General features: G+C 67.4%; 14 protein-coding genes. 7 read left to right on the plus strand and 7 right to left on the minus strand.

Translation table 11 applies throughout. The annotated features are described in order from the left end of the window. The first annotated feature begins 53 nt into the window (after positions 1–53). Both AWC16_RS13635 and glgB read left to right on the plus strand, forming a co-directional pair. The gene (locus AWC16_RS13635; protein ID WP_085265306.1) at positions 54–2093 is read left to right on the plus strand and encodes an alpha-1,4-glucan--maltose-1-phosphate maltosyltransferase; all 2040 of its coding nucleotides are present in this window, start codon (positions 54–56) and stop codon (positions 2091–2093) included. Between the two features lie 5 nt (positions 2094–2098). After that, positions 2099–4306, plus strand: a complete 2208-nt coding sequence (gene glgB, locus AWC16_RS13640) for a 1,4-alpha-glucan branching protein GlgB (RefSeq protein ID WP_085265305.1) — start codon at positions 2099–2101, stop codon at positions 4304–4306. Between the two features lie 105 nt (positions 4307–4411). Here glgB and AWC16_RS13645 read toward each other — a convergent pair whose 3' ends face one another. Both AWC16_RS13645 and AWC16_RS13650 read right to left on the minus strand, forming a co-directional pair. After that, complete coding sequence (locus AWC16_RS13645) at positions 4412–5332, minus strand: tetratricopeptide repeat protein (RefSeq protein WP_085265288.1); 921 nt, start codon at positions 5330–5332, stop codon at positions 4412–4414. A gap of 156 nt (positions 5333–5488) precedes the next feature. Continuing rightward, complete coding sequence (locus AWC16_RS13650) at positions 5489–6670, minus strand: acetyl-CoA C-acetyltransferase (RefSeq protein ID WP_085265289.1); 1182 nt, start codon at positions 6668–6670, stop codon at positions 5489–5491. A gap of 81 nt (positions 6671–6751) precedes the next feature. Between AWC16_RS13650 and mce the strand changes: the two genes are divergently transcribed. Further along, positions 6752–7243: a methylmalonyl-CoA epimerase gene (mce, locus tag AWC16_RS13655; RefSeq protein WP_085265290.1), complete on the plus strand. Its 492-nt coding sequence runs from the start codon at positions 6752–6754 to the stop codon at positions 7241–7243. A gap of 4 nt (positions 7244–7247) precedes the next feature. Here mce and AWC16_RS13660 read toward each other — a convergent pair whose 3' ends face one another. The 3 genes from AWC16_RS13660 to nucS are packed head-to-tail and all read right to left on the minus strand — an operon-like array spanning position 7248 to position 9370. Beyond that, a complete protein-coding gene (locus AWC16_RS13660) occupies positions 7248–7544 on the minus strand; it encodes a hypothetical protein (protein WP_085265291.1) in 297 nt (98 codons plus the stop codon). 14 nt (positions 7545–7558) lie between these two features. Then, positions 7559–8653 carry an NADH:flavin oxidoreductase gene (locus AWC16_RS13665; protein WP_085265292.1) on the minus strand — a complete coding sequence of 365 codons (1095 nt, stop codon included), beginning with the start codon at positions 8651–8653 and terminating at the stop codon, positions 7559–7561. 45 nt (positions 8654–8698) lie between these two features. Next, a complete protein-coding gene (gene nucS, locus AWC16_RS13670; RefSeq protein WP_085265307.1) occupies positions 8699–9370 on the minus strand; it encodes an endonuclease NucS in 672 nt (223 codons plus the stop codon). Positions 9371–9417: 47 nt separating this feature from the next. Between nucS and AWC16_RS13675 the strand changes: the two genes are divergently transcribed. Continuing rightward, complete coding sequence (locus AWC16_RS13675; protein WP_085265293.1) at positions 9418–11022, plus strand: adenylate/guanylate cyclase domain-containing protein; 1605 nt, start codon at positions 9418–9420, stop codon at positions 11020–11022. A gap of 6 nt (positions 11023–11028) precedes the next feature. On the opposite strand, the gene glsA is transcribed toward AWC16_RS13675, so the two are convergent. Continuing rightward, the gene (gene glsA, locus AWC16_RS13680) at positions 11029–12303 is read right to left on the minus strand and encodes a glutaminase A (protein ID WP_085265294.1); all 1275 of its coding nucleotides are present in this window, start codon (positions 12301–12303) and stop codon (positions 11029–11031) included. 94 nt (positions 12304–12397) lie between these two features. Here glsA and AWC16_RS13685 point away from each other — a divergent pair, with 94 nt between their 5' ends. Continuing rightward, positions 12398–13915: a DNA-3-methyladenine glycosylase 2 family protein gene (locus AWC16_RS13685; RefSeq protein WP_085265295.1), complete on the plus strand. Its 1518-nt coding sequence runs from the start codon at positions 12398–12400 to the stop codon at positions 13913–13915. Then, a complete protein-coding gene (locus AWC16_RS13690; RefSeq protein WP_085265296.1) occupies positions 13912–14403 on the plus strand; it encodes a methylated-DNA--[protein]-cysteine S-methyltransferase in 492 nt (163 codons plus the stop codon). The genes AWC16_RS13685 and AWC16_RS13690 overlap by 4 nt, the downstream gene beginning before the upstream one ends. On the opposite strand, the gene AWC16_RS13695 is transcribed toward AWC16_RS13690, so the two are convergent. Further along, a complete protein-coding gene (locus AWC16_RS13695) occupies positions 14400–15551 on the minus strand; it encodes a PE-PPE domain-containing protein (protein ID WP_234812267.1) in 1152 nt (383 codons plus the stop codon). The genes AWC16_RS13690 and AWC16_RS13695 overlap by 4 nt on opposite strands. Before the next feature lie 177 nt (positions 15552–15728). On the opposite strand from AWC16_RS13695, the gene AWC16_RS13700 reads away from it, so the two are divergent. Beyond that, positions 15729–16094 carry a DUF4345 domain-containing protein gene (locus AWC16_RS13700; RefSeq protein WP_085265297.1) on the plus strand — a complete coding sequence of 122 codons (366 nt, stop codon included), beginning with the start codon at positions 15729–15731 and terminating at the stop codon, positions 16092–16094. Positions 16095–16211 lie beyond the last annotated feature (117 nt).

The raw sequence follows: 16211 nt of genomic DNA on the forward strand, positions 1-16211 counted from the left end.
GGTTAACCGACGATTACCGTGGGCGCATAGGCCCGACGACGAACGGAGTGTGGGTGGCTGGCCGAGTCGAGGTCGACGATGTCGAACCGGTCATCTCGTGCGGTCGCTACCCGGCCAGGGCCGTGGTCGGCGAGACGGTGCCGGTCAAGGCGACGGTGTGGCGTGAAGGCCACGACGACGTCGCGGCGACGCTGGTGGTGCGCTACCTCGGCCGTCACTATCCGATGCCTGGAGAAGCGCCGCCCCGGAAATCGACCGCCGCACCGCTGCACATCCGCATGCAGACCGGGTTCGACGCCTACGTCTTCCACGGTGACTTCACCCCCGACGCCGTGGGCCTGTGGACCTTTCGGGTCGAGGGCTGGGGGGATCCCGTGCAGAGCTGGCGAAGCGCGGTGACCGCCAAGCTCGACGCCGGACAGGGCGAAGCCGAGCTGTCCAACGACCTGTTGATCGGCGCCGAGTTGTTCGACCGCGCCGCTGCCGTGGTGCCGCTGGCACAGCGCAAAGCGGTGCTGGCGGCCGCCGCCGCGTTGCGCGCCCCGGGTGATCCGGTACGTCGGGCCGCGCCGGCGCTCTCGGCGGAGGTCGGCGAGTTGCTGGCCCGTTATCCGCTGCGTGAGCTGATCACCCCCGGCTGCGACTACCAGCTCTGGGTGGATCGGCCGCTGGCCCGCCGCGGCGCGTGGTACGAGATGTTCCCGCGGTCGACCGGAGGCTGGGACGCCAAGGGCCGCCCGGTGCACGGCACGTTCGCCACGGCAGCCGCGGAGCTTCCCCGGATTGCTGAGATGGGTTTCGACGTGGTGTACCTGCCGCCGGTCCACCCCATCGGCCGGGTGCACCGCAAAGGCCGCAACAACGCCGCGACCGCCCAGCCCGGCGATGTCGGGTCACCGTGGGCGATCGGCAGCGCCGAGGGCGGCCACGACGCGGTCCACCCCGACCTCGGCACCATCGACGACTTCGACTCCTTCGTCGCCACCGCGCACCGGCTCGGCATAGAGGTAGCACTGGACCTGGCCCTGCAGTGCGCACCGGATCATCCCTGGGCTGCTGCGCATCGGGACTGGTTCACCGAACTGCCCGACGGCACCATCGCCTACGCGGAGAATCCGCCGAAGAAGTACCAGGACATCTACCCACTGAACTTCGACAAGGATCCGGCGGGCCTGTACGCCGAGGTGCTGCGGGTGGTCCGTTTCTGGATAGACCACGGGGTGAAGGTCTTTCGGGTGGACAATCCGCACACCAAGCCACCGGATTTCTGGATCTGGCTGATCGCCACCGTCAAGAACATCGACGCCGACGTGCTGTTCCTGGCCGAGGCGTTCACCCCGCCCGCCCGCCAGTACGGGCTGGCCAAGCTGGGCTTCACCCAGTCCTACTCGTATTTCACTTGGCGGACAACGAAATCCGAGCTGACCGAGTTCGGCGGCCAGATCGCCGAGTTCGCCGACTTCCGCCGGCCGAATCTCTTCGTGAACACCCCCGACATCCTGCACGCGAGCCTGCAGCACGGCGGCCCCGGCATGTTCGCCATTCGCGCGGTGCTGGCGGCGACACTGGGCCCGACGTGGGGTGTGTACTCCGGCTTCGAGTTGTTCGAAGACCGCGCGCTGCACGAGGGCAGCGAGGAGTACCTCGACTCCGAGAAATACGAACTACGCCCCCGCGACTTCGCCGGCGCCGTCGCCGAGGGCCGATCCCTGGAGCCGTTCCTCGCCCGGCTCAACGAGATTCGCCGGTTACATCCGGCGTTGAGTCAGCTGCGCACCGTGCACTTCCACTACATCGACAACGACGCGCTGCTGGCTTACAGCAAGTTCGATCCGGCAACCGGCGACACCGTGCTGATCGTGGTCAACCTGAACCCGTTCACTCCCGAGGAAGCCACGCTGTACCTGGACATGTGGGCGCTGGGAATGGAGGACTACCAACGGTTCTGGGTGCGGGATCAGATCAGCGGAGAGGACTACCACTGGGGAAAGGACAACTGGGTGCGCCTCGATCCGGACCGAGCCGTCGCGCACATCGTCAACATGCCGCCGATCAACGCCCGTGCCCGCACCGAACTGTTGCGCCGCAGGTGAACACGATGACACGGCACCTGGCGCCCGCACCGGCCGAGCTGGCCCGGCTGCTGTCGGGCAACCACCACGATCCGCACTCGATCCTGGGCGCCCACGAGTACGGCGGGGTCACGGTTGTCCGGACGCTGCGTCCACGCGCCCGCCGCGTCGTGGTGCTGGTGGGCGCGGACCGCTTCGTCATGCACGACCTCGGGTCCGGGCTGTTCGCGGTGAGCCTGCCGTTGACCGGCCTGATCGACTACCGGCTGGAAGTGCACTACCCGGAATCGGCGGAGTTCGCCGAGCCCACCGGCGTGTGCACGATCGCCGACGCGTACCGCTTCGCGCCCACGCTGGGTGAGGTGGACCTGCACCTGTTCACCGAAGGCCGCCACGAACGGCTCTGGGAGGTGATGGGGGCCCATCACCGCACCTTCGCCACCGCCAGCGGCGACGTATCCGGCGTGTCGTTCGCCGTGTGGGCGCCCAACGCCACCGGGGTGAGCCTGATCGGTGATTTCAACGGCTGGTCGAGTGACGACGCCCCGCTGCGGTCGCTGGGCTCGTCCGGGGTCTGGGAGCTGTTCTGGCCCGACTTTCCCGCGAGCGGTCTGTACAAGTTCCGCGTGCACGGCGCCGACGGCTCGGTCAGTGAGCGAGCCGACCCGTTCGCCTTCGCCACGGAGGTGCCGCCGCGCACCGCATCGGTGGTGAGCACCAGCGACTACACCTGGCAGGACACCGACTGGATGGCGCAGCGCTGCCGGCGCGACCCGGTGGCCGAGCCGATGAGCACCTACGAGGTGCACCTGGGCTCCTGGCGGCCGGGGCTCAGCTATCGGCAGCTCGCGGTCGAGCTGACCGAATACGTTGTGCAGCACGGTTTCACCCACGTCGAGCTGCTGCCCGTCGCCGAACATCCGTTCGGCGGATCCTGGGGTTACCAGGTGACGTCGTACTACGCCCCCACGGCACGCTTCGGCAGCCCCGACGACTTCCGAGCCCTGGTCGACGCGCTGCACGGCGCCGGCATCGGCGTCATCGTGGACTGGGTGCCGGCGCACTTCCCCAAAGACGACTGGGCTCTCGGCCGGTTCGACGGAACCCCGCTCTATGAGCACTCCGATCCGCGACGCGGTGAGCAACTCGACTGGGGCACCTACGTCTTCGACTTCGGCCGCCCGGAGGTACGTAACTTCCTGGTCGCCAATGCGCTGTACTGGCTGACCGAGTTCCATGTAGACGGGCTGCGGGTGGACGCGGTGGCATCCATGCTCTACCTGGACTATTCGCGGCCCGACGGCGGATGGACCCCCAACATCCACGGCGGCCGGGAGAACCTGGAAGCGGTGCAGTTCCTGCAGGAGTTGAACGCCACCACGCACCGGGTGGCCCCGGGCATCGTGACCGTCGCCGAGGAGTCCACCTCCTGGCCCGGCGTCACCCGGGACACCAGCCTTGGCGGGCTGGGGTTTTCGATGAAATGGAACATGGGCTGGATGCACGACACGTTGGCCTACCTCGGTCATGACCCGGTGCACCGCAGCTACCACCACCACAACATGACGTTCTCGATGCTCTACGCCTACAGCGAGAACTACGTGCTGCCGGTCAGCCATGACGAGGTGGTGCACGGCAAGGGCACGCTGTGGTCGCGAATGCCCGGCGACGACCACCACAAGGCCGCCGGCCTGCGGACTCTGCTGGCCTACCAGTGGGCGCATCCCGGCAAGCAGTTGCTGTTCATGGGTCAGGAATTCGGCCAGCGCGGCGAGTGGTGCAACGAGCGCGGCGTCGACTGGTTCCAGCTTGATCCCCAGGTCGAGCCGGACGGCTATTCCACCGGCATCCTGCGCCTGGTCGGCGACCTCAACGCGCACTACCGTGCCCTGCCCGCCTTATGGAGCCAGGATTCCGACCCGCGGGGCTACTCCTGGATCGACGCCAACGACTCGGCCAACAATGTGTTGAGCTTCCTGCGTTACGGCGCCGACGGGTCGGTGCTGGCCTGTGTGTTCAACTTCGCGGGCGTCGCTCACGGCGACTACCACCTGGGCCTGCCCCGGGCCGGCCGCTGGCGGGAAGTGCTCAACACCGACGCGGTCGGCTACCGCGGTTCGGGCGCTGGCAACCTGGGCGGGGTCGACGCCACCGAAGATCCCTGGCATGGCCGACCGGCCTCGGCGGTGCTGATGTTGCCCGCACTGTCCGCCCTGTGGCTGGCACCCGAGTAGCCTCCCCCGCGCGAGCAGACACAGAATCGCACGCATCCGCGTAGCGGAGTGCGATTCTGTGTCTGCTCGCCAGGGGCACTCGCCAGGGACACTCGCCAGGGACACTCAGAACAAGGCGTTGGCCAGGTTGCGCCGGCCCGCGACCACCTCCGGGTCTGCCGGGTCGAACAGCTCGAACAACTCCACGAGCCGGGTTCGCACCGCTGCGCGCTCGTCACCGGAGGTCCGGCGCACCAGCCCGATCAGCCGGTCGAACGCCGCGGTGACGTCCTGGTTGAGGATCTGCACGTCGGCGGCGGCCAAGGCGGCCTCGATGTCGTCCGGGGCGGCGTCTGCCAGTGCCGGTGCATCGGGCTGCCGACCGGTCGCCCGCTCCAGGAAGATGAGCTGGCGCAGCGCCGCCTTGGCTTCGACGTGGTTCGGGTCTTTGTCCAGCAAGGCCTCGTAGGAGGCGCGAGCCGCGCCGAAGTCACCGGCGTCGAGCTGGTCACGCGCCTGCGCCAGTGCCGGGTCCACCTGCTCCGGCTGTTCGGCGTCGCCGCCGCCGCCGCCGGGGAGCTTGCCCGCGGTGGCCGACAGCAGCGAATCCACCCAGCGGCGCAGCTGGTCGGGCGGCTGCACGCCCTGAAAGCTGGTGATCGGCTGGCCGCCGGCCAGTGCCACCACGGTGGGCACGGCGTCCACGCCGAACACCTGCGCCACCCGCGGGGCGACGTCGACGTTGACCGTGGCCAGCGACCACTTGGCGGCCGAACCGGCGTTGTCGGCCTGCGCCAGCCCGGCCAGGGTGTCGACCAGCTGGATGCAGGCTTCACTGCGCGGCGACCACAGCACCACCACCACCGGCACCTGGTTGGACCGGACCAGCACCTGTTCTTCGAAGTTGGCCTCGGTGATCTCGGTGGCACCCGGGGGCGCCGCGCTGCCCCCGGCGGCGCCACCGCCGGGCGGTGCCGGCTGTTTGAGGCCGGACAAGTCCACTGCGCCGGCCAACGCCGGGCTGATCGGAGGTCGAGGACGCGTCACGTCGTCAAGTCTGTCACGCCGTCACCGCGGCACCACCGAAGGCCGTTCCCGGGCCCGACAAGGCTCCCCTATGACCAAAATCACACTTCGGTCTTGGCGTGGAAAAACCAGCTGTTCCAGCAACCTACGCAACCGTAGGGAAACGGCCGTCCGACGCTATCCGGCGCGCAGGATCAGCGCGTCACCCTGGCCGCCGGCACCGCACAGCGCGGCCACCGCGTAGCCCGAGCCGCGCCGCTTGAGCTCGAGGGCGGCATGCAGTGTGATCCGCGCCCCGGACATCCCGATCGGATGCCCCACCGCGATCGCCCCGCCGTGCACATTGACCACGTCGGGGTTGACTCCCAGTTCCCGGGTCGAGGCCAGCGACACCGCCGAGAAAGCCTCGTTGATCTCCACCACGTCGAGTTGGTCGACCGAGATTCCCTCACGGGCGATCGCCTTCTTGATGGCGTTGGCCGGCTGAGATTGCAGGGTCGAGTCCGGCCCCGCCACCACTCCGTGCGCCCCGATCTCGCACAACCAGTCCAGGCCCAGCTCCTGCGCTTTGGCCTTGCTCATCACCACGACCGCGGCGGCGCCGTCGGAGATCTGCGACGACGAGCCGGCGGTGATGGTGCCGTCCTTGCGGAACGCCGGCTTGAGACCGGCCAGCGATTCGGCGGTGGTGTTGGCCCGGATGCCCTCGTCCTCGGCGAACTCCAGCGGATCCCCCTTGCGCTGAGGGATCTTCACCGGCACCACCTCGTCGGCGAACACACCGTCCTTCCATGCCGCGGCGGCCTTGCGGTGCGATTCGGCCGCGAACTCGTCCTGCTCGGCGCGGGTGAACTTGTCTTCGTCGTTGCGCTGCTCGGTGAGCGCACCCATCGGCTGGTCGGTGAACACGTCGTGCAGACCGTCGTAGGCGAGGTGGTCGCGCGCCGTCACATCGCCGTACTTGTAGCCCTCGCGGCTCTTGGTCAGCAGGTGCGGCGCCTGGGTCATCGACTCCTGGCCACCGGCCACCACCACGTCGAATTCACCGGCACGAATCAGCTGGTCAGCCAGGGCGATGGCGTTGATTCCGGACAGGCACATCTTGTTGATGGTCAGCGTCGGCACGTCCCAGCCGATGCCCGCACCCACCGCTGCCTGCCTCGCCGGCATCTGCCCCGCACCGGCGGTCAGCACCTGGCCCATGATCACGTACTGCACCAGCGACGCCGGCACCTTCGCCTTCTCCAGCGCCCCGGCGATGGCGACGGCGCCCAGGTCGCTACCGGAGAAATCCTTCAGCGAACCCATCAGCCGGCCGATCGGGGTGCGGGCCCCAGCAACGATCACCGATGTCGTCATGACTACCTCCCGGACGGGTATGAAGGGCCGATCTTTCCGGTCGGCGCAGCACGATGTTTCCGCTCAGGTTACCGTTACGTTATGACGACCGAATCCGTCGCTGGCTCCTTCGAGGTACGTCCCGCCTTGGCCTCCGCCTTGGTGACGGCGATCGATCACGTCGGTATCGCGGTTCCGGATCTGGAAGCGGCCAAGAAGTGGTATCACGACCAGCTCGGGATGATCGTGCTGCACGAAGAGGTCAACGAGGAGCAGGGCATCGTGGAAGCGATGCTGGCGGTGCGCGGTGCCCCTGTCGGCAGCGCCCAGATTCAGCTGATGGCACCGATCGACGAGTCGTCGACGATTGCGAAGTTCTTGGACAAGCGCGGCCCCGGCCTGCAGCAGCTCGCCTACCGGACCAGTGACATCGACGCCCTTTCCGAGCGGCTGCGCGAGCAGGGCGTCCGGCTGCTCTACGAGGCGCCCCGGCGCGGCACTTCGAACTCACGGATCAACTTCATCCACCCCAAGGACGCCGGCGGGGTGCTGGTGGAGCTGGTCGAGCCGGCCGCGAACGCGGAAACGCACTGAGTTTCTAGGACCACTTGCGGGTCGGACCCCGATTGCTGCGGTTCGCCCAGCACGGCGTGTGCCAATGCCGCCGATCCTCACCCGCTGAACCGCTGGACCCAGCCAGCCACACCACCACATGGGCGATACCGCGCCGAATCTCGTGATCACATCCCGGGCACCGGTAGATCTTGACGGCCCGCGAACCCGCGATCGCCTGAACCACGTACTCGTAGCCGTCGGGACCGGTCTCCACCCGCTGTTGGAGCGACAGCGACCGTAGCGGCTGGTGCCGGCGCGACGGATCGCGGCGACGAGCCATGCCCCTCCTCGTGATCAGGCGAGCGCGGACAGCGCGGCCGCCGCGTCGTATCCGTCGAACCCGTCCAGCTCATTGTGGCGCAGCCGATTCACCCAGGTCGGGTCGGCGAGCAGCGCCCGCCCGATCGCCACGACATCGAACTCGCCGGCCTCGAACTGCTTGACCAGGCGGTCGAGCGGCGCCGGCCGGATCACCTCACCCCGCTTCTCGCTGCGGAACTGCGTCTCCAACCCGACCGACCCCACCGCGATAACCGGTTTACCGGTGACCTTCTTGGTCCATCCGGCCAGACTCAGATCGGTGTCCTGGTCGGGGAATGCGGGCACGTAGTGCCTGCGGGTCGACGGGTGCAGCACGTCGACGCCGGCCCGCACCAACGGCGTCAGCAGTTCTTCCAGTTGTGTCGGGTCATCGGCGATGGACGCGGCATAGTCGGTTCCCTTCCATTGCGAGAAGCGGAAGATGATCGGATAGTCCGGGCCGACCGCAGCACGTATCGCCGCGACCACCTCCGCCGGGAACCGAGTCCGCTCGGCCAGTGATCCGCCATAGCCGTCGGTGCGACGATTCGTGCGCTCCCAAAGGAATTCGTCCAGCAGGTAGCCGTGGGCACCGTGGATCTCGACGGCATCGAAGCCGACGTCCCGGGCGGTGGCCGCGCTGCTCGCGTAGAGCTGTGCGACCTCCGGGAGTTCGTCGGTGCGCAGCGCCCGGCCCCGTGGTTCGCCGCGCCCGTTGATACCCGACGGTCCGACAGGCTGCACACCGTCGGCGTCGGCACGTTCAATGCCCTGGTGCCACAGCTGCGCGGCGACCGTGGCGCCCTCGGAGTGGACGCCGTCGACGACGCGTCGCCACCCGGCCAGCACCTCGTCGCCCGCCAGCGTCGGCACGCTGAACGGGTAGCCCGCAGCCGGATCGGGCAGCCGAATCCCCTCGGTGATGATCAGCCCGACGCCGCCGGCGGCGCGCCGACGGTAGTACTCGGCGACATCGCTGCCCGGGATTCCGTCCGGCGAGGCCTGGCGGGTCATCGGCGCCATCGCGAACCGGTTCGGCACCGTCAGCGAGCGCACCGTCAGCGGCTGGAAAAGATCATCGATCGCCATGGGTCCTCCAACGCGCAACCGCGCGCCCCTATTTCCGACGGGCCGTCAGAACAGCCGGTATTCGTCGCTGTCCATGCCGCGCATCGCGTCATAATCCAATGTCAGGCAACGGATGCCGCGGTCGGTGGCCAGGGTGCGGGCCTGCGGCTTGATCTGCTGAGCGGCGAACACCCCGCTGACCGGCGCCAGCAGGCTGTCGCGGTTGAGCAGTTCCAGGTAGCGGGTGAGCTGTTCCACGCCATCGATCTCGCCGCGCCGCTTGATCTCCACGGCTACCGCGCGGCCGTTCTCGTCGCGGCACAGCAGGTCCACCGGCCCGATGGCGGTCATGTACTCCCGTCGCACCAGGGAGTAGCCCTCGCCGAGCAGTTCGACATGCTCGGCCAGCAGTGCCTGCAGCTGCGCCTCGACGCCGTCTTTCACCAGCCCGGGGTCGACGCCCAGTTCGTGGCTGGAGTCATGCTCGATCTCTTCGATGGTGATCCGCAGCTGGTCGCCGGTCTTGTTCGCCACCACCCACACCGGGAACTCGCCGCCGGTCTCCTCGGTGAGCCGGCAGGGCGGGCTCATCCAGTTCAACGGCTTGTAGGCACGGTCGTCGGCGTGCACGCTGACCGACCCGTCGGCCTTCACCAGCAGCAGTCGCCGGGCCGACGGCAGGTGCGCGGTGAGCCGTCCGACGTAGTCGACGGTGCATTGGGCGATCACGAGTCGCATCCGATCCACCTTAAAGCCCATGGGCGAGCAATTATTCTTACGCCACGATGAAGCCGCCAAAGACGACTGCGCAGCGCCTGGGCCGAATACTGGAGCTGCTGACCCGCCAGAGCGGCCGGCTGCCCGAGACCCCCGAATACGGCTCCTGGTTGTTGGGCCGGGTGTCGGAAAGCCAGTATCTGCGGCGGATTCGCATCCAGTTCATCATGACCGTCGTCATCGTGGGGACGAACCTGATCGGTATCGGCGTGGCCATGCTGCTGGTGACGGTCGCCTTTCCGGTGCCCAGTGTGTTCTCCGACGCCCCGAAGTGGCTGACGTACGGGGTGGTGCCGGCTTACGTGGTGACCGCACTGGTTTTCGGCACCTACTGGATCACCCGGCACACCATCAAGAAGTTGCGCTGGGCGATCAAGGAGCAGCAACCGACCCGCGTGGATGAGAACAACGCCTTCCTGGCGCCGTGGCGGGTGTCGCAGGTCGTGCTCGCGTTGTGGGGCGTGGCGACGGTGCTGTTCACGGTGCTCTACGGGTTGTCCCACAGCATCTTCATCCCGATCATCGGCTTCACCCTGAGCATCTGCGGCACCTTGGTGGCCACCGCCTGTTACCTGTGTACCGAATTCGCCTTGCGGCCGGTGGCCGCCCAGGCACTGGCCGCGGGACCGCCGCCTCGACGAATCCTGTCGGGCATCATGGGCCGGACCATGATGGTGTGGCTGCTCACCTCCGGTGTACCGATTCTGGGTATCGCGCTGACGGCGCTGTTCGCGGTGGTGCTGAAGAACCTGACAGTGACCCAGTTCGGCGTCGCCGTGCTGATGGCATCGGTGGCGACGCTGATCTTCGGATTTCTGCTGATGCTGGTTCTGGCCTGGCTCACGGCAACTCCCGTGCGGGTGGTGCGCGCGGCACTGAGGCGAGTCGAGCGTGGCAACCTGCAAGCAGACTTGGTGGTGTTCGACGGAACCGAACTCGGTGAGCTGCAGAGCGGTTTCAACGCGATGGTGCACGGGCTGCGGGAGCGGGAACGCGTGCGGGACCTGTTCGGCCGCCATGTCGGGCGCGAGGTCGCCGCCGCCGCGGAACGCGATCAGATACAGCTCGGCGGCGAAGAGCGCCATGTCGCAGTCATTTTCGTCGATATCGTGGGCTCGACGCAGATCGTGACCGCCAAGCCCGCGACCGAAGTGGTCGCCCTGCTCAACCGGTTTTTTGCGGTGGTCGTCGACGAAGTCGACCGTCATCAGGGGCTGATCAACAAGTTCGAGGGTGATGCGACCCTGGCGATCTTCGGCGCCCCGAACCATCTCGACCAACCGGAAAGCGAAGCGCTGGCCGCTGCCCGGGGCATCCTGTCCCGGCTGGCCGTTGAGGTGCCGGAGATCCAGGCGGGCATCGGCGTGGCTGCCGGGCAAGTCGTCGCCGGAAATGTCGGCGCCAAGGAACGTTTCGAGTACACCGTGATCGGCGAACCTGTCAACGAGGCCGCCCGGCTGTGCGAACTGGCCAAATCCCAACCGCTGCAACTGTTGACCACGGCGAAGACCCTGTACGGCGCCAGCATCAGCGAGCAAGCCCATTGGGTGGTGGGTGATTCGATCGTGCTGCGCGGCTATGACAATCCCACGGTGCTGGCCGGCCCGCTGTAGTTACGGCTACTCCGCGCACTCCTGCGTCGCGGCCAGGGCAGCCTCGACGCTGTCGAACACCAGCCCGGCGTAGATCGACCGGTCGGGCGTCACCGACCCGCTGGGATCGACAAGGAGACCCCGCTTGCCCAGACCGCGCAACTCGTCGGCCAGCCCGGCGAGCAGGGCACGCGCCGGCTCGTTGATCGTGTGCAGGCGCGAGACATCGAGGATCGCGGTGTCGAATTCGCCGCAGTCGTGAGCGGCGGTGCGGGCCACCTGCTCTGCCCCGGCGAAAAGCAGGTCGCCGTGCACTTCGTATACCCGAACTCCGGGTCGGGGCATGTACACCCCACGGATGGCCGCATGCGCTTCGCTGCTCACCGTCAGAAAGTGCAGCCCCAACTGCTGGGAAAGACTGCGGCACACCAGCATCCCGCGCACGCTGTTGCCCTTGTCGTCGATCCGCGGCGAATAGACGCCGATACCGAGCTGGCCGGGCAGCACCGCCACGATGCCACCCCCCACACCGCTCTTGGCCGGCATACCGACCGCACTGACCCACGCGCCGGCGGCGTCGTACATGCCGCAGGTCACCATGACCGACAGGGTGCGTCGCACCACCGCCGCGTCGGTCACCTGGCGCCCGGTCAGCGGGTTCAGCCCGCCACGGGCGAGCGTCGCCGCCATCCGGGCCAGATCGGTGCTGGTGACCTTCAGGGAGCACTGGCGGATGTAGAGGTCCAGCGCGTCGTCGGGGTCGGCACCCAACGCTCCGAAACTCTCCAGCAGGTAGGCGATCCCGCGGTTGCGGCTGCCGGTGGCCCGCTCGGAGCGGTAGACCTCCTCATCGAAGTCCAGAGCGCGTCCCGCGCAGGCACCATAGAACTCCCGGACGAGGTCGAACCGGTCGTCCACGGTCTTCCCCGGCACCAACGAGCACGCCACGATCGCGCCGGCGTTGATCATCGGATTCTTTGGGACGTTGGTGACCTGGTCGACGCTGATCTTGTTGAAGCCCTCGCCGGAGGGCTCCACACCGATCCTGGCATCCACGTCCGCCTGACCCAGCTGATCGAGTGCCAGCGCGTAGGTCAACGGCTTGGAGATCGACTGCATGGTGAATTGCACGTCGGCGTCCCCGGATTCGTAGACGTAGCCGTCCGCCGATGACAGCGACAGCCCGAACCCGGTCGGATCAACGCAGGCCAGTTCGGGGATGTAGCCGGCCAACGTCCCGTCGTTCACCCCGACGTGCTCGGCGCGGATCCCGTCCAAGTACCCCTGTACCAGTGCCGTCACGTCCCGATGGTAGCCCGGAGTGACGCGAACGGTCCGGCACTGTCGTGTCGCTTTTCCGCTAGTGTCGGCGCCGGTCGCGTGTCATCGTTACAAGGTGTACGACGACTTCGACCGCTGCTATCGCGCCGTGAAGTCCAGTGACGCTCGGTTCGACGGCTGGTTCATCACCGCTGTGCTGACCACCCGGATCTACTGCCGGCCCAGTTGCCCGGTGCGCCCACCCCTGCCGCGGAATGTGCGGTTCTACCCCACCGCCGCTGCCGCTCAGCGGGCCGGCTTCCGGGCCTGTAAGCGGTGCCGGCCAGACGCCTCGCCGGGTTCTCCGGAATGGAATGTCCGCGGCGATGTGGTGGGGCGGGCGATGCGCTTGATCGCCGACGGGACCGTCGACCGGGAGGGCGTGACCGGGCTGGGCGGCCGCCTCGGCTATTCCTCCCGCCAGCTGCAGCGGCTGCTGCAGGTCGAGGTCGGCGCAGGCCCGTTGGCACTGGCCCGTGCGCAGCGAACGCAGACCGCCCGGGTCCTGATCGAGACCACGGACCTGCCGTTGGGCGACGTCGCGTTCGCCGCCGGGTTCGCCAGCATCCGGCAGTTCAACGACACCATCCGGACCGTGTGCGCGACCACGCCTACGGTGCTGCGCAGCCAGGCCGCCGCACGCTCGCAGACCCGGCCGGACCGGGACACCCCCGGACCGGGGACCCTGTCGCTGCGACTGCCGGTGCGCACTCCGTTCGCGTTCGAGGGCGTCTTCGGGCATCTGGCCGCCTGCGCGGTTCCCGGCTGCGAGGAAGTACGCGACGGCGCCTACCGACGAACTCTGCGTCTGCCCCACGGCAACGGTGTCGCCACTCTGCGCCCGGCCGCAGATCATGTCCGATGCCAACTGGTCCTCGACGACTTCCGGGATCTCACCGCCGCCATCACCCGGTGTCGCCGGCTGCTGGACCTCGACGCGGATCCGGAAGCCGTCGTAGAAGCCCTTGCCGCCGATGCGGAGCTGGCGCCGCTGGTGAGCAAGGCTCCGGGGCAACGCATTCCGCGCACCGTGGACGAGGCCGAACTCGCGGTGCGGGTGGTGCTCAGTCAGCAGGTGTCGGTCAAGGCGGCCCGGACCCATGCCCGGCGCCTGCTGCTCGCACACGGTGAGCCGATAGGCGATCCGGACGGCGCTCTCACACATGTCTTTCCGTCGGTGCAGCGGCTTGTCGAGATCGATCCCGAGCAGCTGGCCCTGCCCCGGGCACGTCGTGAAACGCTGCTCGCCCTGGTCGCGAGACTGGCCGACGGCACCATCGGCCTTGGCGCGGGCTGCGATTGGGACCGAGCCCGCCATGAGTTGATGGAGCTGCCGGGGATCGGGAGCTGGACCGCCGAGGTGATCGCCATGCGCGGACTGGGCGACCCCGACGCTTTCCCGGTCACCGACCTGGGGGTGCAGGTGGCCGCCCGCCGACTGGGCCTGCCCGAGAATCCGCGAGCGCTGCTGCAAAACAGTGCCCGCTGGCGACCGTGGCGCTCCTATGCCACCCAGCATTTGTGGACGAGTCTCGATCACGCCGTGAACGACTGGCCGCCGACTTCGCCCCCGACTTCGAAGGAGATCGCATGACCTGCCAGCGCATCATCGACAGCCCGATCGGGCCCCTGACCGTGGCCGGCGAAGACGGGAAGCTCAGCCATCTGCTGATGCTCGACCATTCCCACGCCCCCGATCGCACCGGGTGGCGCCGAGACGACACCGCGTTTCCCGATGTGGTCGAACAGCTCGGGGCGTATTTCGCCGGGGATCTCACCGACTTCGACCTGGCCTACGAGATGATCGGTACCGACTTCCAGCGCCGGGTGTGGACCGCCCTGCTGACCATTCCGTACGGCCAGACCCGCTCCTACGGGGAGTTGGCCGACCAGATCGGGGCGCCGAAGGCATCTCGCGCCGTCGGCCTGGCCAATGGCCGCAACCCGATCTCGATCATCGTCCCGTGCCATCGCGTCATCGGCAGCAACGGCAGCCTGACCGGTTACGGCGGCGGTATCGACCGCAAGCGGGCCCTGCTGGATCTGGAGCGACAGCACAGCCACGCCACTTTGTTCGACTAATCGGGCATGGGGTACTCGGTTTGGTCGATGAACCCTTGGAAGAACTCGAACAGACCCGTCAGGGCCTCGCCCAGCGTCGGGTTCGGGGTGTCGATGGCGCCCACGATGTAGCCCTCCTGAATGAGGCCCGCCAGCGACGGGTGCTCGATCAGGGGGATGATCTGGTAGTTCTCCGGGTCCAGCAAGGTGGCGATCGCATTGTTGATCCCCTGCTGGACACCGTTACCCAGCGCGGACAACACATCGCCCAGGTCGAGGTGGGTCGGGAACAGCCCGGCCGCGGCGGGCACGTCGACGTCGCCGGGCGGCCAGCCGTGCTCGATGTTGCCGTATCCGAGGTTCACCAGGATCCGGGTGACGGGTTCCAAAAGCTCATAGAGGGGCTGGCCCAGAATCGGCACCAACTGCAGCGGGGCCAACAGCGGCAGCAGCTCCGAGGAGATCATGTGGAAGGTGGTCAGCGAATCCGGGTCCGAGGTCGGCAGCTGGATTGCCGAGTCGATCTGGTCGGTCGTCGCACTCAAGAGCACGGAGTGCCCGTAGAGGAATCCCAGTGCAGCATTGAGGTCCGTCAGCGGATTGAAGTACGTCGCCTTGAACGACACCGGATCGTATTCATAGTTGTAGACGTCGGTGTGGTACAGATCCGTGGGAATACCACTGGTACCCGGGGAGCCGATCAGCACGAACCGGACCAGATCGTTGGAGACGCCCTCGTCGGCAAGTCTTTCCATCAGGCGCACGGAGATCGAGGCGCTCTGCGAGTAGCCGAACACCACGACCGGGTTGTCGGCGTCCACCTCGCCACCGTTGATCTCATTCATGACCGCGTTGTAGAGAATCTGCCCGCCGACCGCCTGCGAGGTCGAACTGACATTCTCCGGCGTCCACAGAGACACCAGCTCGCCGCCGAATCCGTGCGGCTTCAAAAACAGATTGTCGGCGGCCTCCAGATACCGGTCACTCGGTTGCGGCATGCCCGTTCCGCCCATGAGGAACGCGATTCCGTCGCCGAGGTCCGTACCGTTGCCGGTCAGCGTGATCGCGGCCGAGTACGCGCCGGTCGCCGGCGACGCCACCGGCGCGCCTGCGAAGAAGCCCGCAGCAGCGACGCTGGCGACGAGCGGCAGGCAAGGGTAAACGCGCACGCCAATCCTCCTGTTAACTTCCTTAACTAAACCTGAACGTTATAGCTCTGCGGTCGCTCACGCAATAGCCTGCGGGAATGCTCGTTCAGGCGCCAGTTCGCGGGAGCCTGCCACCGTACAGGGCAGACGGACCCCGGACACTCGATGTATCACCCCACAACAGCAGGGAGCATTGAAATGGCGGTAATCGCAATAGTTTCCATCGCCGTGTTCTTCCTGGGCATGGGCCTCTACGCAATCGCCGCGCCAGCGGCTCTGGTCCGCCCTTTCGGCATCACACTGACCACCTCAACGTCGCGGTCGGAGGTACGCGCCGTTTACGGCGGATTCGGCGTGGCGATGGCAGCCATCCTGACTGTTGCGGCCGTCAATACCGATTATCGCACCGGGATCACCCTTACCGCCGCGGCCGCCCTCGCCGGAATGGCATTCGGGCGTATCTTCTCCGCCGTAATAGAGCGCCAGCGGATAGCGTTCTATCCCAATTGGTTCTATTTCTTGGTAGAGGTGGCAGCGGCATCGCTCTTGTTCTTATCGCGCTGAATCCGCCGCAAACTCTGCCATGCCTGCGCATGGGCTTTTGAAATGGGAAACGCCCCCCGATTGTGTCGGGGGGCGTTTCTTTGGGTTGTGTTCGGCGGTGTCCTACTTTTCCACCCG

Origin of the sequence: Mycolicibacter longobardus (assembly GCF_002102265.1) — a bacterium.
Taxonomy (GTDB): Bacteria; Actinomycetota; Actinomycetes; order Mycobacteriales; family Mycobacteriaceae; genus Mycobacterium; species Mycobacterium longobardum.

Excerpts from the sequence above, each read along its gene's own strand:
- mce (WP_085265290.1), top strand. The coding sequence starts at position 6,752 with ATGACGACCGAATCCGTCGCTGGCTCCTTCGAGGTACGTCCCGCCTTG.
- AWC16_RS13660 (WP_085265291.1), bottom strand. The coding sequence starts at position 7,544 with ATGGCTCGTCGCCGCGATCCGTCGCGCCGGCACCAGCCGCTACGGTCG.
- AWC16_RS13675 (WP_085265293.1), top strand. The coding sequence starts at position 9,418 with ATGAAGCCGCCAAAGACGACTGCGCAGCGCCTGGGCCGAATACTGGAG.
- AWC16_RS13650 (WP_085265289.1), bottom strand. The coding sequence starts at position 6,670 with ATGACGACATCGGTGATCGTTGCTGGGGCCCGCACCCCGATCGGCCGG.
- glgB (WP_085265305.1), top strand. The coding sequence starts at position 2,099 with ATGACACGGCACCTGGCGCCCGCACCGGCCGAGCTGGCCCGGCTGCTG.
- AWC16_RS13700 (WP_085265297.1), top strand. The coding sequence starts at position 15,729 with ATGGCGGTAATCGCAATAGTTTCCATCGCCGTGTTCTTCCTGGGCATG.
- AWC16_RS13690 (WP_085265296.1), top strand. The coding sequence starts at position 13,912 with ATGACCTGCCAGCGCATCATCGACAGCCCGATCGGGCCCCTGACCGTG.
- AWC16_RS13665 (WP_085265292.1), bottom strand. The coding sequence starts at position 8,653 with ATGGCGATCGATGATCTTTTCCAGCCGCTGACGGTGCGCTCGCTGACG.
- nucS (WP_085265307.1), bottom strand. The coding sequence starts at position 9,370 with ATGCGACTCGTGATCGCCCAATGCACCGTCGACTACGTCGGACGGCTC.